Annotated in this window: 13 protein-coding genes and 1 tRNA gene; 6 read left to right on the plus strand and 8 right to left on the minus strand. The window is 69.7% G+C overall.

All coding sequences use genetic code 11. The annotated features are described in order from the left end of the window. Positions 1-107: 107 nt before the first annotated feature. Both GCG21_RS08495 and GCG21_RS17090 read right to left on the minus strand, forming a co-directional pair. Positions 108-2,084, minus strand: coding sequence for an ABC transporter ATP-binding protein (locus GCG21_RS08495; RefSeq protein ID WP_152819047.1), 1,977 nt, complete (start codon positions 2,082-2,084; stop codon positions 108-110). After that, positions 2,077-4,032, minus strand: a complete 1,956-nt coding sequence (locus GCG21_RS17090) for an ABC transporter transmembrane domain-containing protein (protein ID WP_370517412.1) — start codon at positions 4,030-4,032, stop codon at positions 2,077-2,079. The genes GCG21_RS08495 and GCG21_RS17090 overlap by 8 nt, the downstream gene beginning before the upstream one ends. 231 nt (positions 4,033-4,263) lie before the next feature. On the opposite strand from GCG21_RS17090, the gene GCG21_RS08505 reads away from it, so the two are divergent. The 3 genes from GCG21_RS08505 to GCG21_RS08515 all read left to right on the plus strand — a co-directional run bounded on the left by GCG21_RS08505 (position 4,264) and on the right by GCG21_RS08515 (position 6,058). After that, positions 4,264-4,340 (plus strand) — tRNA-Pro (locus tag GCG21_RS08505). 177 nt (positions 4,341-4,517) lie between these two features. Continuing rightward, the gene (locus GCG21_RS16220) at positions 4,518-4,799 is read left to right on the plus strand and encodes a helix-turn-helix domain-containing protein (protein WP_194165006.1); all 282 of its coding nucleotides are present in this window, start codon (positions 4,518-4,520) and stop codon (positions 4,797-4,799) included. Next, on the plus strand, positions 4,799-6,058 hold the full coding sequence (locus tag GCG21_RS08515; protein ID WP_152819051.1) for a tyrosine-type recombinase/integrase: 1,260 nt from the start codon (positions 4,799-4,801) through the stop codon (positions 6,056-6,058). Before GCG21_RS16220 ends, GCG21_RS08515 begins: the two co-directional genes overlap by 1 nt. Positions 6,059-6,279: 221 nt before the next feature. Here the strand turns inward: GCG21_RS08515 and GCG21_RS08520 are convergent, their stop codons facing one another. Continuing rightward, entirely contained in the window at positions 6,280-7,689 is a 1,410-nt protein-coding gene (locus GCG21_RS08520; RefSeq protein WP_152819053.1) for a VWA-like domain-containing protein, read from the minus strand. Positions 7,690-7,775: 86 nt separating this feature from the next. After that, positions 7,776-8,993, minus strand: a complete 1,218-nt coding sequence (locus GCG21_RS08525; RefSeq protein WP_152819054.1) for a hypothetical protein — start codon at positions 8,991-8,993, stop codon at positions 7,776-7,778. A 188-nt stretch (positions 8,994-9,181) separates the two neighbouring features. Between GCG21_RS08525 and GCG21_RS08530 the strand changes: the two genes are divergently transcribed. Both GCG21_RS08530 and GCG21_RS08535 read left to right on the plus strand, forming a co-directional pair. Further along, positions 9,182-9,652: a hypothetical protein gene (locus tag GCG21_RS08530; RefSeq protein WP_152819056.1), complete on the plus strand. Its 471-nt coding sequence runs from the start codon at positions 9,182-9,184 to the stop codon at positions 9,650-9,652. Between the two features lie 110 nt (positions 9,653-9,762). Continuing rightward, positions 9,763-11,649, plus strand: coding sequence for a sigma-70 family RNA polymerase sigma factor (locus tag GCG21_RS08535; protein WP_194165007.1), 1,887 nt, complete (start codon positions 9,763-9,765; stop codon positions 11,647-11,649). Positions 11,650-11,708: 59 nt separating this feature from the next. On the opposite strand, the gene GCG21_RS08540 is transcribed toward GCG21_RS08535, so the two are convergent. Further along, on the minus strand, positions 11,709-13,037 hold the full coding sequence (locus GCG21_RS08540; protein WP_194165008.1) for an AAA family ATPase: 1,329 nt from the start codon (positions 13,035-13,037) through the stop codon (positions 11,709-11,711). Positions 13,038-13,245: 208 nt separating this feature from the next. Between GCG21_RS08540 and GCG21_RS08545 the strand changes: the two genes are divergently transcribed. After that, positions 13,246-14,367 (plus strand): ATP-binding protein, encoded by a 1,122-nt coding sequence (locus GCG21_RS08545; RefSeq protein WP_194165009.1) that lies wholly within the window; start codon positions 13,246-13,248, stop codon positions 14,365-14,367. Positions 14,368-14,487: 120 nt separating this feature from the next. Here GCG21_RS08545 and GCG21_RS08550 read toward each other — a convergent pair whose 3' ends face one another. The 3 genes from GCG21_RS08550 to GCG21_RS17230 all read right to left on the minus strand — a co-directional run bounded on the left by GCG21_RS08550 (position 14,488) and on the right by GCG21_RS17230 (position 17,976). Beyond that, positions 14,488-14,679 carry a hypothetical protein gene (locus tag GCG21_RS08550; protein ID WP_152819064.1) on the minus strand — a complete coding sequence of 64 codons (192 nt, stop codon included), beginning with the start codon at positions 14,677-14,679 and terminating at the stop codon, positions 14,488-14,490. A 160-nt stretch (positions 14,680-14,839) separates the two neighbouring features. Then, positions 14,840-15,472, minus strand: a complete 633-nt coding sequence (locus GCG21_RS08555; protein WP_152819066.1) for a hypothetical protein — start codon at positions 15,470-15,472, stop codon at positions 14,840-14,842. Then, positions 15,469-17,976, minus strand: a complete 2,508-nt coding sequence (locus GCG21_RS17230) for a transglycosylase SLT domain-containing protein (protein ID WP_152819067.1) — start codon at positions 17,974-17,976, stop codon at positions 15,469-15,471. Before GCG21_RS17230 ends, GCG21_RS08555 begins: the two co-directional genes overlap by 4 nt. Positions 17,977-18,368: the final 392 nt, after the last annotated feature.

The raw sequence follows: 18,368 nt of genomic DNA on the forward strand, positions 1-18,368 counted from the left end.
TGCGACATAACGGCCACCGGCGCCGGGGTCGACCTCCCCACCGCGACGTGCCCACGTCGACGGAAGAAGCCGGCCGCGGGCCGATCACACCCCTGCACCGGAACGGCTCACGAGGTCCACGCCCGCCACAACGCCGCGTATTCGCCGCCCGCGCCCATGAGCTCCTCATGCGAACCGAGTTCGACGATCCGACCCTCCTGCACCACGGCGATCCGGTCCGCATCGTGCGCGGTGTGCAACCGGTGGGCGATCGCCACGACGGTTCGGCCGTCGAGCAGAGCGTTCATGGACCCCTCGAGGTGCCGGGCCGTGCGCGGATCGATGAGCGAGGTGGCCTCGTCGAGCACGAGGGTGTGCGGGTCGGCCAGAATGAGCCGGGCGAGCGCGATCTGCTGGGACTGCGCGGGCGTGAGCGCCTGGGATCCCGAGCCGAGCACGGTGTCGAGCCCGCCGGGAAGCGCCTGCACCCAGCGCCACGCGTCCACGGTCGCCAGGGCCGCAATAACGGCGTCGTCGCCCGCGCCCTCCCGGGCCAGCACGACGTTGTCGCGGACCGTGCCGCGGAACACGTGGTGCTCCTGCGTCACGAGGGCGACCTCCCGGCGCAGCCGCTCGAGCGGGAGCTGGATGAGATCCGCCCCGCCGACCTGCACCGATCCGGCCCGGGGACCGTGGATCCCGGAGAGCAGCCGGCCCAGCGTCGACTTCCCGGAGCCCGAGGGGCCGACGATCGCGAGCCGCTCCCCGGTGCGCAGGTTCAGGTCGATGCCGTGGAGCACGTCCTCACCCTCGCGATAGGCGTACCGCAGACCCGTCCCCGCCAGCTGCCGGTCGAGCGGCAGCGCGTCGCCCTCCTGACGGTCCGGCGGCACGGAGGCCAGCCCGAGGAGCCGGGTGGTCGAGGCGATCCCCACCTGCAGGTTGTCGATCGTGACCACGAGCCGGTCGAAGGGCCCGTAGAACGCCTCCACGTACAGCATCCCCGTGGTGATCTGCCCGAGGTCGAGCCGGCCCTCGAAGTATGCCCACGCGCCGATCGCCAGCGTGATCACCCGCGGCAACGAGAAGGCCGTGTCCATGACCGTCAGCAGCACGACCCGCAGCGAGAGTCCGTATCGCTCGGCCTGCCCGGAGGTCTCGAGATCCTCCCGGCCATGACGACGCCGCCGCCGGCCCAGGCGCAGCGCCTCGAGGGTCCGGGCCCCCTCGACGGTCTCGGTCAGGGTGGTGTTGATCCGGGAATAGGTCGCCCCCTCGTACAGGTACGCCGTCGGCGCCTCGCGGAGGTACCGGCGCACCTGCAGGGTCGCGAGCCCGGCGAGCACGAGCGAGGGCAGCGCCAGCAGCCACGAGTTGAACACCATCGCGACCATCGTCAGCGCGACGGTGATCACGGCGATGATGCCCTCCGGCAGCGCCCAGCGCACCGTGGCGCTCATCGAATTGACGTCGCGGGTCACCCGCGTGACCAGGTCGCCGGTCGAGGCCGATTCGACCGTTCCCAGCGGCAGCCGCAGCACCGACCGGATCACGTACTCGCGGGCCTGGGCGAGCACGTCCTGGCCGAGCATCGCCGCGACCGCCCGCGCCGTGAACGTGAGCGCCGTCTGCAGCACGAGCAGCACCGTGACGATCGCGACGAGGCGCAGCACCGCCGAGTCCTCACCTGCTCCGCCCGCGACCGTCGTCGTGTTCACGAGGTCGCCCAACAGCTTCGGGACGGCGAGGGCCGTGGCCGCCGCTGCGGCGTTGGCGAGCACGAGGCCCGCCACGATCGCCTTCCGCGACGAGAACAGCCCGCCCAGGAACGAGACGACCTGGCCGCTCGTAGCCACCGGCAGGCCCTTGTCCGGATCGAAGGCGCGGGCCCGATGCTCCTGGGCGCGCCGCCGCCGGGCTGCGTGCCGCGCCTGGTAGGCGCGCCACCGGGCGCGTGGATTACGGACGGCGCCCGGTTCCGCGGGCGCGCCGGTGACCGGTCGGTCCGTGGCGGGGGCGGGGTCGGCCGCGGCCAGCCAGGTGCGCGCGGAGTCCGCGCGCAGGTCGTTCGAGAGCGCATCGCGCACTGCACTCGGCTCAGTCATCGCGGCCTCCGCACTGCCCGCCGCCCACATCCGGGACCGTTGAGCTCGGCCGGCCCGCGCGAGGCGATCCCGGGCCGGAGCCTGCCGCACCGTCGAGTTCGTCGGAGCCGCGCATGACCACGGCCCGGTACCGGGGGCTGGTCGCGAACAGGTCCGCGTGCGTTCCCCGCTCGACGATCCGCCCGCCGGCGAGGAGTTGGACCTCGTCGGCGTGGCGCAGCAGCAGCGGAGAGACGGTCATGACGGCGGTCGTGCGTCCGGCCCGCGCCGCGGGAAGGCGGTCGGCGATGACCGCCTCGGTGTGGGCGTCCACCGCCGAGGTCGGCTCGACCAGCACGAGGATCGGCGCGTCCGCGGCGAGGGCCCGGGCGAGCACGAGCCGCTGGCGCTGCCCGCCCGAGAGGCCGCGGCCACGCTCGTCCAGCCGGCCCTGCCAGCCACCCGGGGTCGCGTCGTAGACGTCCTCGCCGGCCGCGGCCGCCAGCGCGTCCTCGGCCTGCTCGCGTGTGAGTCGCCCGGTCGGATCGAGGGCCTGCTGGAGGGTGCCGGCGAACACGGTCGATCCCGTGTCGCTCACCAGGATCGCGGCCCGCACCTGCTCGATCGGCGCCTCCGCCAGGTCCACGTCGCCGAGCCGGACCCCCCAGGGGGCGTGCGCCCGGGCGTGGTCGTGTTCGGCCGCCGCCCGCCGCCGGCGCGCGTTCGCCCGGCGGGCGGTCCTCGCGGCCCGGCCCGTGAGGTCCTCGCCGGCGTCGAGCGAGGTGGGTTCGGCCTCCGCCGGCAGGTAGCGCCCGAACCGGTCGGCCAGCGCCGCGGCCTCGTCCGGGTCGGCCGAGACGACCATCGTCAGCAGCCCCGGCGCGAGCCGCGCGCCGGAGGCCTCATCGAGAAGGGGAGCGGCGTCGTCCATACGCCCGTTCCGATCGCCCGGCCAGGGCGAGCCGTGGGCGAAGATGTTGATCGCCTTCTCGGCGGAGACGAGGGAGCGCACGAACTTCTGCACGAACTCGAAGAACACGCGGATGGGTTGGAGGAGGAAGAGTGCGTAGCCGAGGAACGCGACGAGGCCGCCGATGCTCAGCTCGCCCGCGTGCACGGCGCGCGCGCCCAGGTACATGAGCGCGACCACGAACAGGCCCGAGAGCAGCACGCCGGCGGCCTCGACCACCGCCCCCCAGATCCCCGCGCGCACGCCGGCGCCGCGGGCGCGCTGCGACTGAACTGCGTAGTTCCGCCCGAACGTGGCCTCCCCGCCGACCCCGCGCAGGATCCGCAGGCCGGCCACGATGTCCGTGGCCATCGACGTGAGCTCGGACGTGCGGGAGCGTTCCTGCGCCTGGGAACGCTGCAGCGGGCGCAGGATCGGGCCCGTGACGGCCACGAGCAGCGGCGCCACGAGCAGCACGATGACCCCGAGGCGGACGTTCGTCGTGAGCACGATCGCTGCGACCATGAGGTAGGTGAGCGCGTTCGCGATCGCGCGGGTCGTCACCTCGAGGAACGCCGCGAACTGGTCGGCATCGGAACCCGCGACCGAGAGCACCTCGCCCGTGGGCGTGCGCCGATGCAGCACGTGCCCGAGTTCGGTCGACTTGTTCGTGACGAGCCCGATCGTGCCGAACGAGGCGATGAGCCACGACCGCACCTGCGCGATGTGCCAGATCCCGCCGGTCAGCGCGCCGGCGAGGGTGACGACGGCGAGCACGCCGATCCACAGCAGCACGGCGCCGGTGTCGCGGGCCGTGATCCCCGAGTCGATGACGTTGCCGAGGGCCCACGGCGCGATCGCGGCGGGCAGGGCGAACAGGGTGGCGAGCAGGATCGTCCACCAGAGCACCGAGCCCTGCTCCCGCAGCAGCCACAGCAGGAAGCGGGCGGGGGAGCGCGTGTCGGGGTGTTGGGTCGAGCCCGCCGTGAAGGCCGTGGTCTCGGGAGGGAAGTCGCGCACGAGGATCCAGCGTAGGTCTCGGTGTGGGGGGAAGGCGAGAGGATTATGGACGACGGCCGCCGCGGTTCGCGCGCGGCGTTCGGCTCGCGTCGGGCTGCTTCGGGCGTCGGGCACTGGGCTCGGCGGGCGCGCGGCATGGGCACGGTGAGGTGGTGTGGCGTGCGTCTCACCCGCGTGGCCGCGCGGATTACCGGTTGGCGCCGGGCGTGCGGTAGTCTCATCACGGTTGAACGGGCTGTGGCGCAGCTTGGTAGCGCACTTGACTGGGGGTCAAGGGGTCGTGGGTTCAAATCCCGCCAGCCCGACCATGTGGGAAAGAGCAAGAAATGCCCACAATCATGCGGATAAACGCTCACACAGGGTCGTGTGGCAGTGCCCCCGATCGGCTCGCCGAGACACCCCTGGGTGGCAAGTTGGGTGGCATCTTCGACGCCCTCAGCGGACCTCAGCGGACGGCCCTGGAAAATCCCGCACACATGACGTGCATGGATCAGAACCAGCCCACGCCCCAGCGCATCCAACACATCCTGACCGAGCTCGGTGAGGCGATCACCGACCTGACCGCCAGAGAGGAGGAACCCGTACGCATCAACCCGAGGCTGCTCACAGTCGAGGAAGCCGGCACCTACATGGGCATCAGCCGCTCATCGGTCTACAAGCTCATCAATGATGACGCGCTACCCACGGTCGAGATCGTCGGCAAGACCCGCATCGACCGAGAACAACTCGATGACTGGATCTCGGCCCGACGTCGGCGAGTCTCCTGATGCGTGCCGCGAACGGACGCCCGAACATCAAGGCCGATCCGGCCCGGGGAGGATTCCACGTGTTCCTGACTCTCCCCGCAGACCCACTGACCGGTAAGAGGCGACAGAAGCACATTCGGGGTGCCACCCGCGCCGAAGTCATGTCCAAGCTCTCCGCGGCCGAGAAGAGTACAGACGCGGCCGTCGTCAGTACGGACATGTCCTTCGAGACGTGGGCCTACTACTGGCTCGGAATCGTTGCCGAACGACGCAAGCCCTCCACATGGGCGTTCTACCGGTCGCACACCGAAACGCACCTGGTCCCGCTCCTGGGCCGGGTGAAGCTGAAGGCGCTGCGAGTCGAGCACATCGAAGAAGCCCTCTCGCGGATGATCACCCGTACTCGGCGCGGTGAAGAGGTGCCAGCATCGGCCTCGACGAAGCGGGCAGCGGTGAAGACGGCCCGGGCCTGCCTGACCGAAGCCGTGAAACGTGGCCACGTCACCACCAACGCCGCCCAGCACGTGGCACTGCCACCGACGGAGGAAGCCGAGATCACCCCGCTGAGCGTCGATGAGGTCCGCGCAATCGTCGAAGCGTGCCGTCACAGACGCAACGGAGCCCGCTGGCTCGTCGCACTCGGACTGGGGCTGCGGCAGTCCGAGGCTCTCGGTCTGCAATGGGACGACATCGACACCAGTGCCGGCACCCTCACCATCCGGCGAACCCTGGCCAGACCGATCTGGCGGCATGGCTGCGCCCCCAAGCCGACCTGCGGCAGGTCCGCCCGCGCATGCCCCCGCGCGATCCCGCCCCGGCAAACCGGTGGCACGAAGACCGCGAAAGGCAAACGCACCATCGCCCTGGACGCCACGATGGTCTCCGCCCTCGACACCCACCGTCGCCAGCAGGCCGCCGAGCGGCTACGCGGCGAGACACCCTGGCCAGCGGAGATGTGGGTCTTCGCCAACCGGACCGGCGGACCACTGGACCATCGCAGCGACAACAGGTCCTGGGAGGCGGTGCTGGCGCAGGCCGGGGTCCGCAAAGTGCGCCTGCACGATGCACGTCACACCGCCGCCACCATGCTCCTTGTTCAGGGGGTGTCGGCCCGTGTCGTCCAAGACATCCTCGGATGGAGCGAGGCACGCATGGCCTCCCGATACCAGCATGTCGTCCCCGAGCTCGCCCGCGACGCCGCCGACCGCATGTCCAGTGTCCTATTCGGGCAGGCCAGCGGATCACAGGGCGGACCACAGGGCGAACGAGGTGCACGGTAGGGGCGACCGGTACCTGCCGGTCCGGGTGCCTCAGCGGCCCACGCGCGCCAGAACCTGCCGGCGCCGGTCATCGAGTGCTTCCTGCGCGGCCTCGATAGCGGCCATGTCCAAGATGGCCCGAATGAGATGATTCGCTGAATCCATGGGTCTTCCTCCTTCCCTGCTCGATGCGGGCTGCCCTTACTCGTTCAGCCCCGCTGGTTCTGGCTCTGGCTCTGGTGCTACTTGCTCGGATCCTCGATGACCAGGTGCGGCATCCAATCCGGCACCACCTCGGCGGTCTGCTCAGCCCACTCGCCCACGAGCGCGGCGATGACCGGGACCCTCACCGGCTCTACCGGCCACGGGGTGCCACCATCGGTCAGGACCACGATCACGTCCACGCCGCCCGGCAGCGTCAACGCCCGTTCGATGCCGACACGCATGTCGGTGCCGCCGCGCCCGACCACCTCCTGCATGGACCCCGCTCCCGCGAACCCGCGAGCCGTATGCACGTCAGCATCCACGTCCAGGATCGTCAGGTCACGGCCCCGGATCCTCAACCGCTTCGAGATGGCCACGACCTCGCTGGTGACGCAGTCCAGGTCACCGGCACTCATCGAACCGGACGTGTCCCGCACGACCGCCACCCGAACCTTGGGGGAGCGCCGACCCGGGTAGATGACCTTCGCACCGGACTGGCCGAGCACGATGTTGTGACGGCGACGATCCCGGCGCATCGCATCGGGGCGGTCCTGCCCGGCCCGGAACCTCACCGACCGGCGAACCAGCGAACCCAGCACCCGCTGCCACGGCGTCACCGACGGCTCCAACAACCCGCGGGCCTGATCGACCAGTCCGGCAGGGACCGTGCCGCGCCCCTTCGAGGCATGCTCGACGATCTGGGCAGCCGTGGACACGATGACGCGGCGGTGCTCCGCAGCCGATGCAGCCGGTGCCTGGCCACCGAAGTCCTCCCCCTCGGGCAGTTCACACGGCGCGGCCTGACCGCCCGATCCACTCCCGCACCCAGTGAACGGCCCATCCGAATCGGCATCACCGTCAGCGTTGGAGCCGTCGGTGTCCCGGCCACCGGAGCCGCCCTGGTCTGACTGGCTCTGACCCGAATCATCTTGGTCCGAATCGTCCTGGTTTGGCTGGCCCTGACCCGACTGACTCTGGCTCTGGTTCTGGTCCCGCAGATCGCGCAGCACGTCCAGGTAGTACTTGGCAGTCTCGTAGTTCGGTGCCCCGATCTGGTCGGGCATGATGCGGGTGGAGGCGATGTACTCGCACCCGGCCTGGACGAGGTCGTCGTTGATCGATGCGTCAGCGGCCGCGTTCCATATCTTCCGCTCACTGGGCTCGACCCCGAAGTCGCGGGCGAAGGAAGCGTGTTCACCGAACAGGTGCCCCACCTCATGCAGAAGCAGCTCCCCGCACGCCACCGCACCCCAGGGCCGGGCCTGCTCGAAGTCGATGTAGAGCCGGTGACCCTCATCGACCGCGAACGTGCCGAGCCCGGGGGCGTCCAGGACACGAACACTGAACAGCAGGGAGGCCATGTACGGCATGCGCGACAACGCCAGTGTCCGCCAGGCGGAGAAGTCGGCGAGGTCGTCGCGGCTGGGGGTGCGCAGTGTCATGGTCATGCCCCTCTGGTGTGCGGAATGACCCCTCCAGTGCCCCGGTCAGAGAGTGCCCGGCCAGGGGCCACCTGGTTGGTCGAGGCACCTGGTCAGGCCGCTGCAGCCACCGGGGCGGTGGGGGCTCCGGCGAGGGTGATCGCCAGCGGCACCTGCCGGACCGGGGCGGTGACGGTGCCCTCGGATTCCCGGGCCGTCCACTTCTTCCCGGGCGCGCCCATGTAGGAGGGCATGAACGGGGCGGCGATGAACTGGACGGGCTGACCGCCTGCGACCACGTGGGCAGACCTGTGGTTGATGCGGATCTCGGTCGTGCCGTCCGGCGACACCGCGATCTCTTCGACCGTGAGCGTGTCCGACAGGTCACGGGGGCCGACGGGTCGATGCTGGGGCAGGGCGATGATCGCCTTGCCTTCGCGGGCCACGAACGGGGAGGTCACCTGCAGAGTCGTGGGGGAGATGCCGGACTGCGCGGTGAAGACCCTGCCGTCGAGTTCAGCGGCGCGCCGCCCGAGCGGGTCGGAGTTGACCAGGAAGTCCCACCGGTTCGTGATGGAGGTGACCGTGCTGAATTGGGAGCACTGCCCTTCCAGGGACCGGCCCCGGGAGGCACCCATCAGGTAGGACTCGCTCACGGCGGCGGGGCGGCTCACTGAGCCCATGTTCGGCTCCGCATCCGGCAGGTGCCGGTCCTGCGCATCGAGCCCGCCGGGGCCGCGGTAGACCATGAGCAGGAGGCTGCGCAGGTTGGCGAACGTGCGCGTCCGGCGCATCCCGAACGCCTCCATCCAGTCTTCCAGCGAGTCCTCATCCAACGCCGCGGGCAGGAAGAACTTGCGGGCCAGCGCCTCGGTGAGGACCACGAACCGGGATGAGGCCGGGAGGGCGTCGGCCAGCATCAGGGAACTCGCCAGCGTGCCCGCATCCTCGCTGCGGTCGGCCTTGCGGACCAGGAAGTCCGCCGTGGGACGGTCCGGGGCGACGATGACACCACCGGGGGTGTACTTGGGCCTGCGGTCCCGGTCCTGCTCGGTGTTGGCCGAATAGAACCGCTCAGCCACCCGGGCCAGGTCCGCCACCACCGGGTGGGGCCGGTCGACCAGCAGGTCCGAGACGTAGAGCTTGCCGCCCTTGCGGGAGACGAACAGGAAGTCGGGGCCGCTGAACATCGGGTCGGGGCGCGAGATCGCCGGGTACAGCACCGACGGCATCGCCAACCGCTCGATCGGGGAGCCCTGGTCGCGGGCCTTGCGCCGCCACGACTGCTCGAACAGGGCGAAACGGGAGGTGGGGGTGGTCTGGTCGGTCATGCCCTCCAGGTGTGCGGAGGACGTCGACCAGTGACCCAGTGCCCAAATCCGTTGCCGGCAGTCTCGCGGGGAAGCATCCAGCACTGACGGTTGAGTGATGCACGTCACAGCGGCTTCGGCGTCATGAACCAGCCCGGCCCTCATCTACCCCAGTGACAGCCACAACCGACCAGGAGCGAGGAGCGCCCATGCCCACACAGGCACTTGCCGAGCTCAAAGTGCTCTGCTGGATGCTTTCTACGAAGGTTCCCAGCCGAGACAAGAACGACCTGCCCGAGCCGTACCGCAGCCACCTGAGCACGGTCGTCGACGAAGTTCTCGATGCAGGCGCGAGCCATGACGCGGTCCCGTGGGCCCCGGACGAGCCCAACCGGTCATCTGGCCACACGGGCGACCCCGGGTGGGAGCCGTTCGCGAGCTCCGCCGGGCAGATCGACGTCGTGGCCGACCTACTGAGTGAACAGGTGGCCGACGACATCGAAGCCGGCACCGGCAGCCGGTTGAGGGAGTCGGAACGGGTCCTCATCGGCCTGGTCGTGATGAAAACCATGACACGGCTCACAATGGAATCGGTTTCGATGGGGACAGGGCACCTGCTCGCCGCTGTGATCCGCGCATTCGCAGATAACGTGCCAAGCGGGGGAGAGGAACAGGAATGACACTCGCGCACGAACACGGGGCCAGCCCTTCAGGCCAGCACAGCTCCACGACTGGGCTTCCGGCGGATCCTGAACTGGTCGAACGCCTGCAGTGCGGCGACCGTGACGCGATGGCAGAGCTCTACCGCCGCCACCAGCCGGCCATCAGGGCCCTGGCTGCCCGCCGCGCACCCCGTGAAGGCGATATCGCCGACATCGTGAATGAGTCGTTCCTGCGGGTCTTCACCGCCATCGAGAAGGGGACCGCGACCATCCGCGACTTCCGTCCCTACCTGATGGCCACCGCCCGCAACGTCGTCATCGAGTGGGGCCGCCGGCAGCGCGAAGACTCGACCGGTGAACTGCCCCTGACCGGTGAGACCATCGGCGCGCCTGCGGACGATTCCGTCATCGACAAGATGATGCTCGACACCGCTGTCCGGTCCCTGCCGGGCAGGTGGCAGCGGGCACTGTGGTGGTCCGAAGTGGAAGCCCGCGGAAACACGGAGGTCGGCGAGCTCCTCGGCATCAGCACGGGCGCGACCGCCGCACTCCTCGTCCGGGCACGCGAGGGCCTGCGCTCATCCTGGCTGCAAGCCCACCTGGCGACCGGGAATATCGACCCGGCCTGCCAGCCGCACGTGGGCGACCTCGCCCGACTCCAACGGGGGAAGCTGCGCGGGCGACGACGAGACGACCTCACCGGCCACCTCGACCAGTGCCGTGGCTGCACCGAGCTCCTGGCCCACCTCGACGACGTGGACCGCAACCTGCCCGTCCTGCTCACCCCTATCGCGTTCCTATTCGCCGCCGGAATCACCACGGGTGCCGGAGGCGTGGCCAGCGCCAGCAGTGGGGTTAGTAGCGTGCCCGGTCTCCTCGGTAAGGCCGCAGCGCTCACCGTCCCGGTCAAGACCGCCGCCATCGGGGCAGTCGGCGTGACCGCCCTGGTCGTCACCCTCACAGGATTCCACGCGGGCACCGGAGGCAGCACTGTCAGCGCACCACCTCCTGCCACGACCACGATCCCGGCAGGGCGCAGGGCCCCGGTGACGACCCTGCCGCCCGGGCCACCCATGCAGTCGGTCCCAGGTGATCCCGAACAGCCCGTCCAGACCTCCCGCACGGGACCCAGCGCGATACCCCCACTCGATGCGCCGGCAATGGCTGAACCCGACCCGCACGTGACCGCAAGGGTGGCACCGGCCCCCGAGCCCGAGGTACCAGCCGATGAGGTCACCGGCGACGACCTGCCACAGGTGACGGCCTCTCCAAGCACGGAGCCAGACCCCGAGCCCAGTCCTGCGCCTGAGCCCGATGAGCCGGAGCCAGCACCTGAGCCGACCCCGACGCCTGACCCAGAACCCAGTCCTGAACCGACGCCGGTGCCCGATCCTGAGCCCGGTGACGGGGTGGATCCGACGCCCCTGATTCCGACGCCTCCTCAGGTCACCTCCGGTGAGCTCCCTGAGCAGCTGTGGCACTTCCCAACGGTCAGCGGGCACGCGGTTCCCGGGGCGGTCGTCACCATCACCGACCAGGACGGGACCGAACTTGCCGCCACCACGGCAGGCAGCAGCGGGCACGGGCACTGGCGGATCCTGCTCGACGAGCTCGACGCCGGCGTGGCCACGAGCCTGTCCGCCGCCCAGACGGTCAACGGGCAGACCTCACGGCCGGTCGAGGTGGCCGGCACGGTCACGGTCATGGCCCCGAGGTTCGCCGACCCGGACGGCACCTGGTACGTGTCCCGGGAAGACCTCGATGGGAACGGGCGCAAGGACGATGTGGCGTTCGACCTCATCGGCGGGGCGCACAGCAACTTCCAGGTGCGTCTGAATGGCGAGATCGTCACCACGGGCACGTTCGACCGGCACCACCGGGCCCGCCCCGTCATCCAGGTCATCAACGGGGATCACGAGCTCTCCGTGCGCTACTTCGATGACCGGACCGGCAGGTACGGCCCGTGGGAATCGGTCTCGCTCGGCGTGCATGTCCTGCCCGACTGGTGGGACTGAATGATCGGCCCAGTGGGGCCACCAGGTGGGGCCAGTCGGGTGGGTGTGGCGAGTGGCGGTCACTCCTCGGCGGTCAGGGCCTCCCGCACGGCCACGTGACCGTCCCGCTCGTCATCGTCCATCGACGTAGCCGCGATGACGTCCCGCCAGTCGTCGCTGGTCACCCAGGTCAGGTGGGCGATGTGCCGGGAGGTCATGACGCACAACCGGCCCAGCGACCGTGAATGGGAGGACCCGACCGGGGAGCCGTAGAACGGGTCCACCGCGACCGCCGCGGCCCACTGGCCACCCTGCAACCGGTCGGCCGTGCCCACCGTCACCTCCGACAGTCCGCGGGTACGGAGCAGTCCCGTGAGCATCGAGGTCTGCTCGTTGCGTGCCGCCAGCACGGCCACATCGGCCTGGCCGAGCGTGAACGAGCCCGCGCCGGAATCAGCCTGGCTGCCCACCAGGTGCTCGACCCGGTCCACCACCGCGGCCATCGCCTCCGGTCCCGTGACCGAATGGGACGCGGGCACCGTCACCGACTCCACCTCGGCCATGCCGCGCACGGCCACGTCTGGGCGGGCAGAGTCGAACTCGAACTCGTACAGTGGCGCGATAGCCGCCGTCGTCACCGGACCGAGCCGGTACGTCGAAGGCAGGTGAAGTTCGACCGCGTCACTACGGCGAGCGAACCCTTCCGGGCTGCGGTGATGCGGGGCGATCCGGGACCGCTCCCACGGGGTCGTGTCCACCGTCATCGTCGGACCGATCTGGCCGGGGTCACCCACGAGCAGCACCTGTTCGGCACCCTCGGCAGCGGCCGTCGCATCCGCGAACGAGACCTGGTACGCCTCGTCGATGACGAGCACGTCCACCTTCGGCGGGCTCATCCGGCACGAGGCAACCGTACGGATCTCCACCGGCGGGCGTCCGATCCCAATCTCGCTCACCTTGACCCCGGCGATCGAACTGGACGCCGGGACGAGGACGCCCTCGACCGGGGTCTTGAACGACGAGCCGCGCAGCACGATCCGGTTCGGGCCCATCACCTCCACCAGGCGGCGGGCCACCGACATGGCGGCAGCAACCGTCGGGGTGGCGATGACAACTTCCAGTTCGGCCCGCTCAGAGAGCCAGTGCACCACCTGGGTGACCAGGGTCGTCTTGCCCGCGCCCGGGGGAGAGTTGACGATGGTCACCGGGTTGCCCGACCAGGTCTGGTACAGCGCAGCCGCCGTAGCCGAACCGGCAGCAGGCTCCACCGGCGCGAACTCCTCGACCTTCTCAGCCGACCCGCCACCGACGACATGCAGGTCACCAGAACGCCCGCCATCGCCGTCCCGAGAATCACCGGGGGAGGTGCCGCCGGGGCGGGTGAGGCCGAGGTCTTCGAGGCTGATCATGAATGGTCCCTTACAGAGTGGTCGGTCGAGACTGGGTGGTCGGTCAGGCAATCGGTGGGGCGGGGGCGTGCTGCCTCTCAGGTGTGCGGCAGGGGGCGATGGGTGCCCCAGCCGGGCCAGTGGAACATCGGGCCAGTGGTGGCCGTGGCGTGGTTCGGCGGGGTCCGCACACCGGGGCAGTGACTCACCGACCAAGGAGATACCAACCATGAGCATCAACCACCCCAGCCACCGCGTCATCGCCGCTGCGATCACCGCCGGAGTGCCCGTCCACATCGAAGGATCCCCGGGTGAGGCGAAGACCGCCTCCCTGACCGACTGGGCCACCCACTGGGGCCGGCGCGTCGAAGTGATCACCGGCTCTTCCCGCGACAAGGGCGACTTCATGGGCATGCCCGTGGAGACCGGTGGCCGCGTCACCTACTCGCCGCCGGTCTGGGTGAAGAACCTGCAGGAGGCGAAGTCCGGTCTGCTCGTCCTCGACGAAATGCAGTCCTCGTCCGAGTCGTTCGCGATCTCCATGCGGATCGTCCAGGAGCGGGTCGTGGGGGAGGCCGAACTGCCCGAGACGACCTCGATTGTGGCGATCTCGAACCCCGTCGATGAGGCCGTGGACGGGATGGAACTGCCCGCGCCGGTCGCCAACCGGTTCCTGCACCTGGCCTGGCACATGCCGTTCGAGGCGTGGTCCGAAGGTCTCCTGACCGATTTCGCCGACCCGCAGCGGCCCGACCTGGCCCGTATCCTCGCCGCGAAGAAGGATGTGGCCCGGAACCGGGCGCTCATCCAAGGGCAGGTGCTCGCCTTCCTCACCCGCCGCCCCGACCTGCGCACCGCCGTCCCCACCGACCTCGCCAAGGCCGGGAAGGGATGGCCCTCCTACCGGTCCTGGCACAACGCGATCCGGGTCATCGCCCACCTGCGCGCCGGTGACGAGGACGCCCGAGACCTGGCCCTCGTCGGCCTCATCGGGGAAGCCGCGGCCACCGAGTTCGCCACCTGGATCTCCACCAGTGACCTGCACGACCCCGCGCTGGTGATGGCCGACCCGTCCCTGGTGGACTGGCACGCCGAACGGCCCGACCGGCTCTTCGCCCTGGTCACCTCTGTGCGTGCCCTCGCGGTCGCAGACGGTAAGGCCAAGACGTGGGAGCAGGCCATGGGGGTCATGGTCGCCTGCGCCGAAGGCGGCAAGCCGGACGTGGCCACCCCCGGGGCGCGTGCCCTCGGAGGCCAGATGCCCAAGGGCGCGCTCATGCCCGCCGAAGCCCGTGACGCCTTCGGGGAGGTGTTCGCCCGCCTCGGCTCGAAGGAGTACCTGAAGGTGTGAAGACCACCCGTTCGGCCCCGCCCCCTTGGTCGGTCAGGTGGGGCCGGACGGGTTTCCCTTATCCCCTTGGACGCGCGCCAGGGGCTGGCGAGCACAGCAGCGGGGGTGGCTGGGCGGGGCTCACCATCCTGCGGCGAACTCGGACAGGGCGCGGATGATGAGCCGAACCAGGGCCGACAGCAGGGGGATCAGCATCGCGAGCCCGGCATTGCGAGCCCGTCGCGGAGGTTCCGGCGGCGGCGGGGTGGCCGTCGTCGTGGTGAAGACGCAGTTGTTGAAGATGGCGTGGCCGATCTGGATCGGGGCAGTCATGGAGGTTGTTCCGTTTCGCTAGGCGTGCATTGACGCGCACAGAAGACACCACGAGTCCAGTTACTGTCTCCCCCTGCCGTGGAGATGCATCACGCGAGGTCTGGCGGCACCCACTCCCTGCCCCGAACCGGTTCAGTGTTCCGCGCGGTCCCGGCGATCCTCAGCCATCCTCGTAGGTGTAGCCGGCGATCTTGTACGGCTCCTCATCGGTGAACGAGAAGTAGTAGGTGCGCGACCTGCCCGCCCACGCCTCCAAGTCGGGCGTCTGCCAGCTCCAGTACACGTTCATGGAGATCACCAGCGCCTGCTTGTCCTCGTGGGTCTGCGCCGGCAGGTCGAAATCGGTGTTCTGTGAGACGAACGGGATGCTCGTCGCCCCCTTCTCATCGGCCAGACGCCACTGGTCGCCGCTGGCCGGGCGCTCCGGGGCGAGCACCTCGTCTGCCTTCGCCGCCGTCATGAACTCGCGGGCCCGCAACTCTGAGGCCGTCCAGTTCAAGTCCTCGCCGGGGGTCCAGGTGCTCATCACCTTCGCCACCTCGCGGGCGAGCTCAACCTTCGCCTCGTACTCGGCCCGGTCGATGCCATCGGGCAGGTCGAGCCCGTCAGCACCAGAGGCGTCACTGCCCGAATCGCTACTGCCCGAATCGCCCTCGGACGATGACGCCGGACCAGCCGTGATGGTGACCTGCGGGCCATCCAGTTCGTCTGGTTCCGGCTGCCCCGACGAGCACGCCGCCAGTGCGGCAACGAGTGCGAATGCCCCCAGCCCCGTGTAGATGCGACGCCTCATGGCGCTACCCCCTTCTGCCTCAGAATCGGAATCGGATCCAACGTCTCGCCCGAATGGAACCCGGGCCCCGACACGTCCGTGCCGGGCTTATCGACCTGGAAGTGCACGTGCACGCCCGAAGAATTACCGGTCGCACCCTGCAGCCCGAGCGGCGCACCCGCCCTGACGACATCACCCTTCTGCACCAGCACCGACCCGTCCGCGGCCTCATGGAACTCGAACACCAGGTGCGGGGGATCAAGCTGCACCGCGAAAATGTAGTTGCCGTAGAACGGGTACACCCTGTCCCCGGGCCCGCCCACATGGGTGATCCGCATGTCCGTTGGGGCATAGAAGTGCGGGGTGCCACCGGCCAGGTCGATGCCGTCATGGTTGAGCAGGTACGGGCGGGAGGCACAGCTGGCGAACGGGCAACCGCGGGGCCCATAGGCCGACGTCAGGCGAGCACCCGGCACCACCGGGGCCCACTCACCCGGACCGAGCTCGATAGAACCCGGAATGTCGACGACACAGCCGGCGAACCCGATATCGGCGTCGGCCATGATCTTCTTGACGTAGTTCTGCGTCTCCTCGATGTCCGGGATGCCCCCAGCCGCCAGAACCCGGCCCGGACCCGCGTTGTAGGAGGCCAGCGCGTACTTGATCTGCTTCTGCTCATCACCGCCGGCGAGGTCGGCCACCTGCTTCATCAGGTCGCGCATGTACTCGCCCTGGGCGCGGATACCTGCCTGCCCATCGAACGGGTCGGCCCCATGCCCGTAACTCGCCCACGTGCCCGGCATGAACTGGGCGATGCCGCGAGCACCGGCACCCGAGACAGCTGTCGGATCCCAATTCGACTCGGCCTTGATCTGGGCCGCCAACACATCGACCGGGATCCCCGACACCTCGGAGGCCGCCGTGATCGCATCCACATACTCATCCGGGATCACCGCCCCATCGGATGCACCCGGCCCGTTCACCTCCGGGTTCAGGCACATGCCCGCATCAGCCCCCAGATCGACCGGCACCCCCAAGAACCAGGACCGAGCCGTCGAATACACCCGCTCGGCGCGAGACTGGCTCATCGACGCGAACGGGCCACCGGTCAACGCGGCCACGTACGCCTCCTTGACGCGCTCGGCGCGGGCAGCAGCCGCAGGATCCACGACCGTCCCCGTACTGGGCGAACCCGTGTTGGCTGAATTGGTGCTGGCTGAACTGGTGTCGGCAGTGTCCTCACCCCGGGGATCGGTGTCGTCCAGGGCACCGTCCAGCTGACCAGAGTCACCCGATTCGTCACCACCACTGGCTTCGTCACCGCTGGTTTCGTCGCCACTGGTTTCGTCGACTGCGAACGTCACGGTCCCATCCCCAGCCGTGAACGCGCCCGTCTCCAAACTCAAACCGAACTCGTCGTCCGCGTGAGCCGCCAGGCCATCACCGAGCACCCCGGCCACATATTCGGCCGCAGTGGCCACCTCGCCGGCATCCTCATCGGAGATGTCGGCCTCATCGCTCAGCCCGAACGGCCCGCGCCCCCGCCCGCCACCGAGCCCACCGATCGTCCCGCCACTGGTTCCGGCCGGGTCATTACCGGCAGGATCATTGCCTGCCTGCCCGTCGGCCACCACGGAGACGTGGACGTGATTGCGGTGATCGAGGTTCGGGTTCGAGGCCCCCGACGGGTGGCTGTACGGGCCCCAGTCGGCCCCACCCGTCCACTGCTTCTTGTCGAACAGGACGTACTTGATCCCGAGCTTGGCCGAGTTCGCCCGGTACCAGTTCGCCACCTCCCAGCCCAGGGCATTGCCTTCATCGGTCTGCCAGTTCGGGATCATCACATCGACGGCCCGGCCCGCCGGATGGTCCGAGTTCGGGTTGTTCCCGCGCTCACCCACCCCGCCCCAGGACGTGACCTGCGGGAACTGATTCGCCCCGCACCGGTACACCAGGAGCGCGTTCGAGGTCAGGCCCGACTCCACCCCCGGCGATGCTTCGGGGCAGGTCATCCCGTCCGGCTCGATCACCTCCACCGAACCGCCACCACCAGGCCCACCACCACCGGATGGGCCGCCGGTGGCCCCCACGGCCAGCACGGCCGCCAACAGCTGCCACGGCACGTCCGTCCCGCTCGCCGCATCCGCCAGCACCGTCATCTTCGACGAGTCGATGGAGGCATCCACGGCAGCCACGTCCGCAGACTGTTGCTGGGACTGGCCGTAATAGACCGAGGCGACCGCGATAGTCGTAGCCCCGGCCATCAGCATCATCGGCGCGAGCATCGGCAGGACCATCAGCAACGCCAGCCCCGCGATCCACTTCCGGCCCCGCGACGACTTCGCCGCCGCGAGCCCAGCCCCCTTCAACGCCCCAACGAGCGCTCCCGCCCCGCCACCGACCAGCGCACCCTGAATGGCACCCGTGGCCGCATCCGCCGTCAAATCCTTCGCGTCCTGCTTCGCGGACTTCTTCTCACCCGGCGACTTCAACGCCCGGGCCGCCTCCGCGACCTCCCCGGCCACATTCGCCTTCGAGGCAGCCTTCGTCGCTACCGCCCCCGCACCCTTGGCGACCCCAGCCTTCGCAGCCGACCCGGCCGACTTCTCCGCCCCCGCCTTCGTGGCGGCCTTGGCACTGGCCTTCGCGGTTCCGGTCGCAGCAGCACCAGCCGCACTGGCACCAGCCGCGCCGGCAACACCGGCAGATGCAGACGCAGATGCGGATCCCGTGGCAGCCTTCTTCGCCGCACCCCCAGACATCTTCGAGCGGGCAGGATCCATCGCAGCCCCGGCCACCTGGCCACCACCCGAACCCTCCCCACCGGCAGGGTCACCAGCGGCGTCAGCAGCGCGATCACCAGCAGCAGGGGCGTCCCCGGGGCGGTGCTTCGGGGTGATCTCGGGACCGACACGGA

Source organism: Pseudactinotalea sp. HY160 (assembly GCF_009372055.1).
Taxonomy (GTDB): Bacteria; Actinomycetota; Actinomycetes; order Actinomycetales; family Beutenbergiaceae; genus HY158.

Bases quoted from the DNA above. Each gene is read 5' to 3' on its own strand.
- GCG21_RS08495 (WP_152819047.1), bottom strand. From the start codon at position 2,084: ATGACTGAGCCGAGTGCAGTGCGCGATGCGCTCTCGAACGACCTGCGC.
- GCG21_RS16220 (WP_194165006.1), top strand. From the start codon at position 4,518: ATGGATCAGAACCAGCCCACGCCCCAGCGCATCCAACACATCCTGACC.
- GCG21_RS08515 (WP_152819051.1), top strand. From the start codon at position 4,799: ATGCGTGCCGCGAACGGACGCCCGAACATCAAGGCCGATCCGGCCCGG.
- GCG21_RS08520 (WP_152819053.1), bottom strand. From the start codon at position 7,689: ATGACCATGACACTGCGCACCCCCAGCCGCGACGACCTCGCCGACTTC.
- GCG21_RS08525 (WP_152819054.1), bottom strand. From the start codon at position 8,993: ATGACCGACCAGACCACCCCCACCTCCCGTTTCGCCCTGTTCGAGCAG.
- GCG21_RS08530 (WP_152819056.1), top strand. From the start codon at position 9,182: ATGCCCACACAGGCACTTGCCGAGCTCAAAGTGCTCTGCTGGATGCTT.
- GCG21_RS08535 (WP_194165007.1), top strand. From the start codon at position 9,763: ATGGCAGAGCTCTACCGCCGCCACCAGCCGGCCATCAGGGCCCTGGCT.
- GCG21_RS08540 (WP_194165008.1), bottom strand. From the start codon at position 13,037: ATGATCAGCCTCGAAGACCTCGGCCTCACCCGCCCCGGCGGCACCTCC.
- GCG21_RS08545 (WP_194165009.1), top strand. From the start codon at position 13,246: ATGAGCATCAACCACCCCAGCCACCGCGTCATCGCCGCTGCGATCACC.
- GCG21_RS08550 (WP_152819064.1), bottom strand. From the start codon at position 14,679: ATGACTGCCCCGATCCAGATCGGCCACGCCATCTTCAACAACTGCGTC.
- GCG21_RS08555 (WP_152819066.1), bottom strand. From the start codon at position 15,472: ATGAGGCGTCGCATCTACACGGGGCTGGGGGCATTCGCACTCGTTGCC.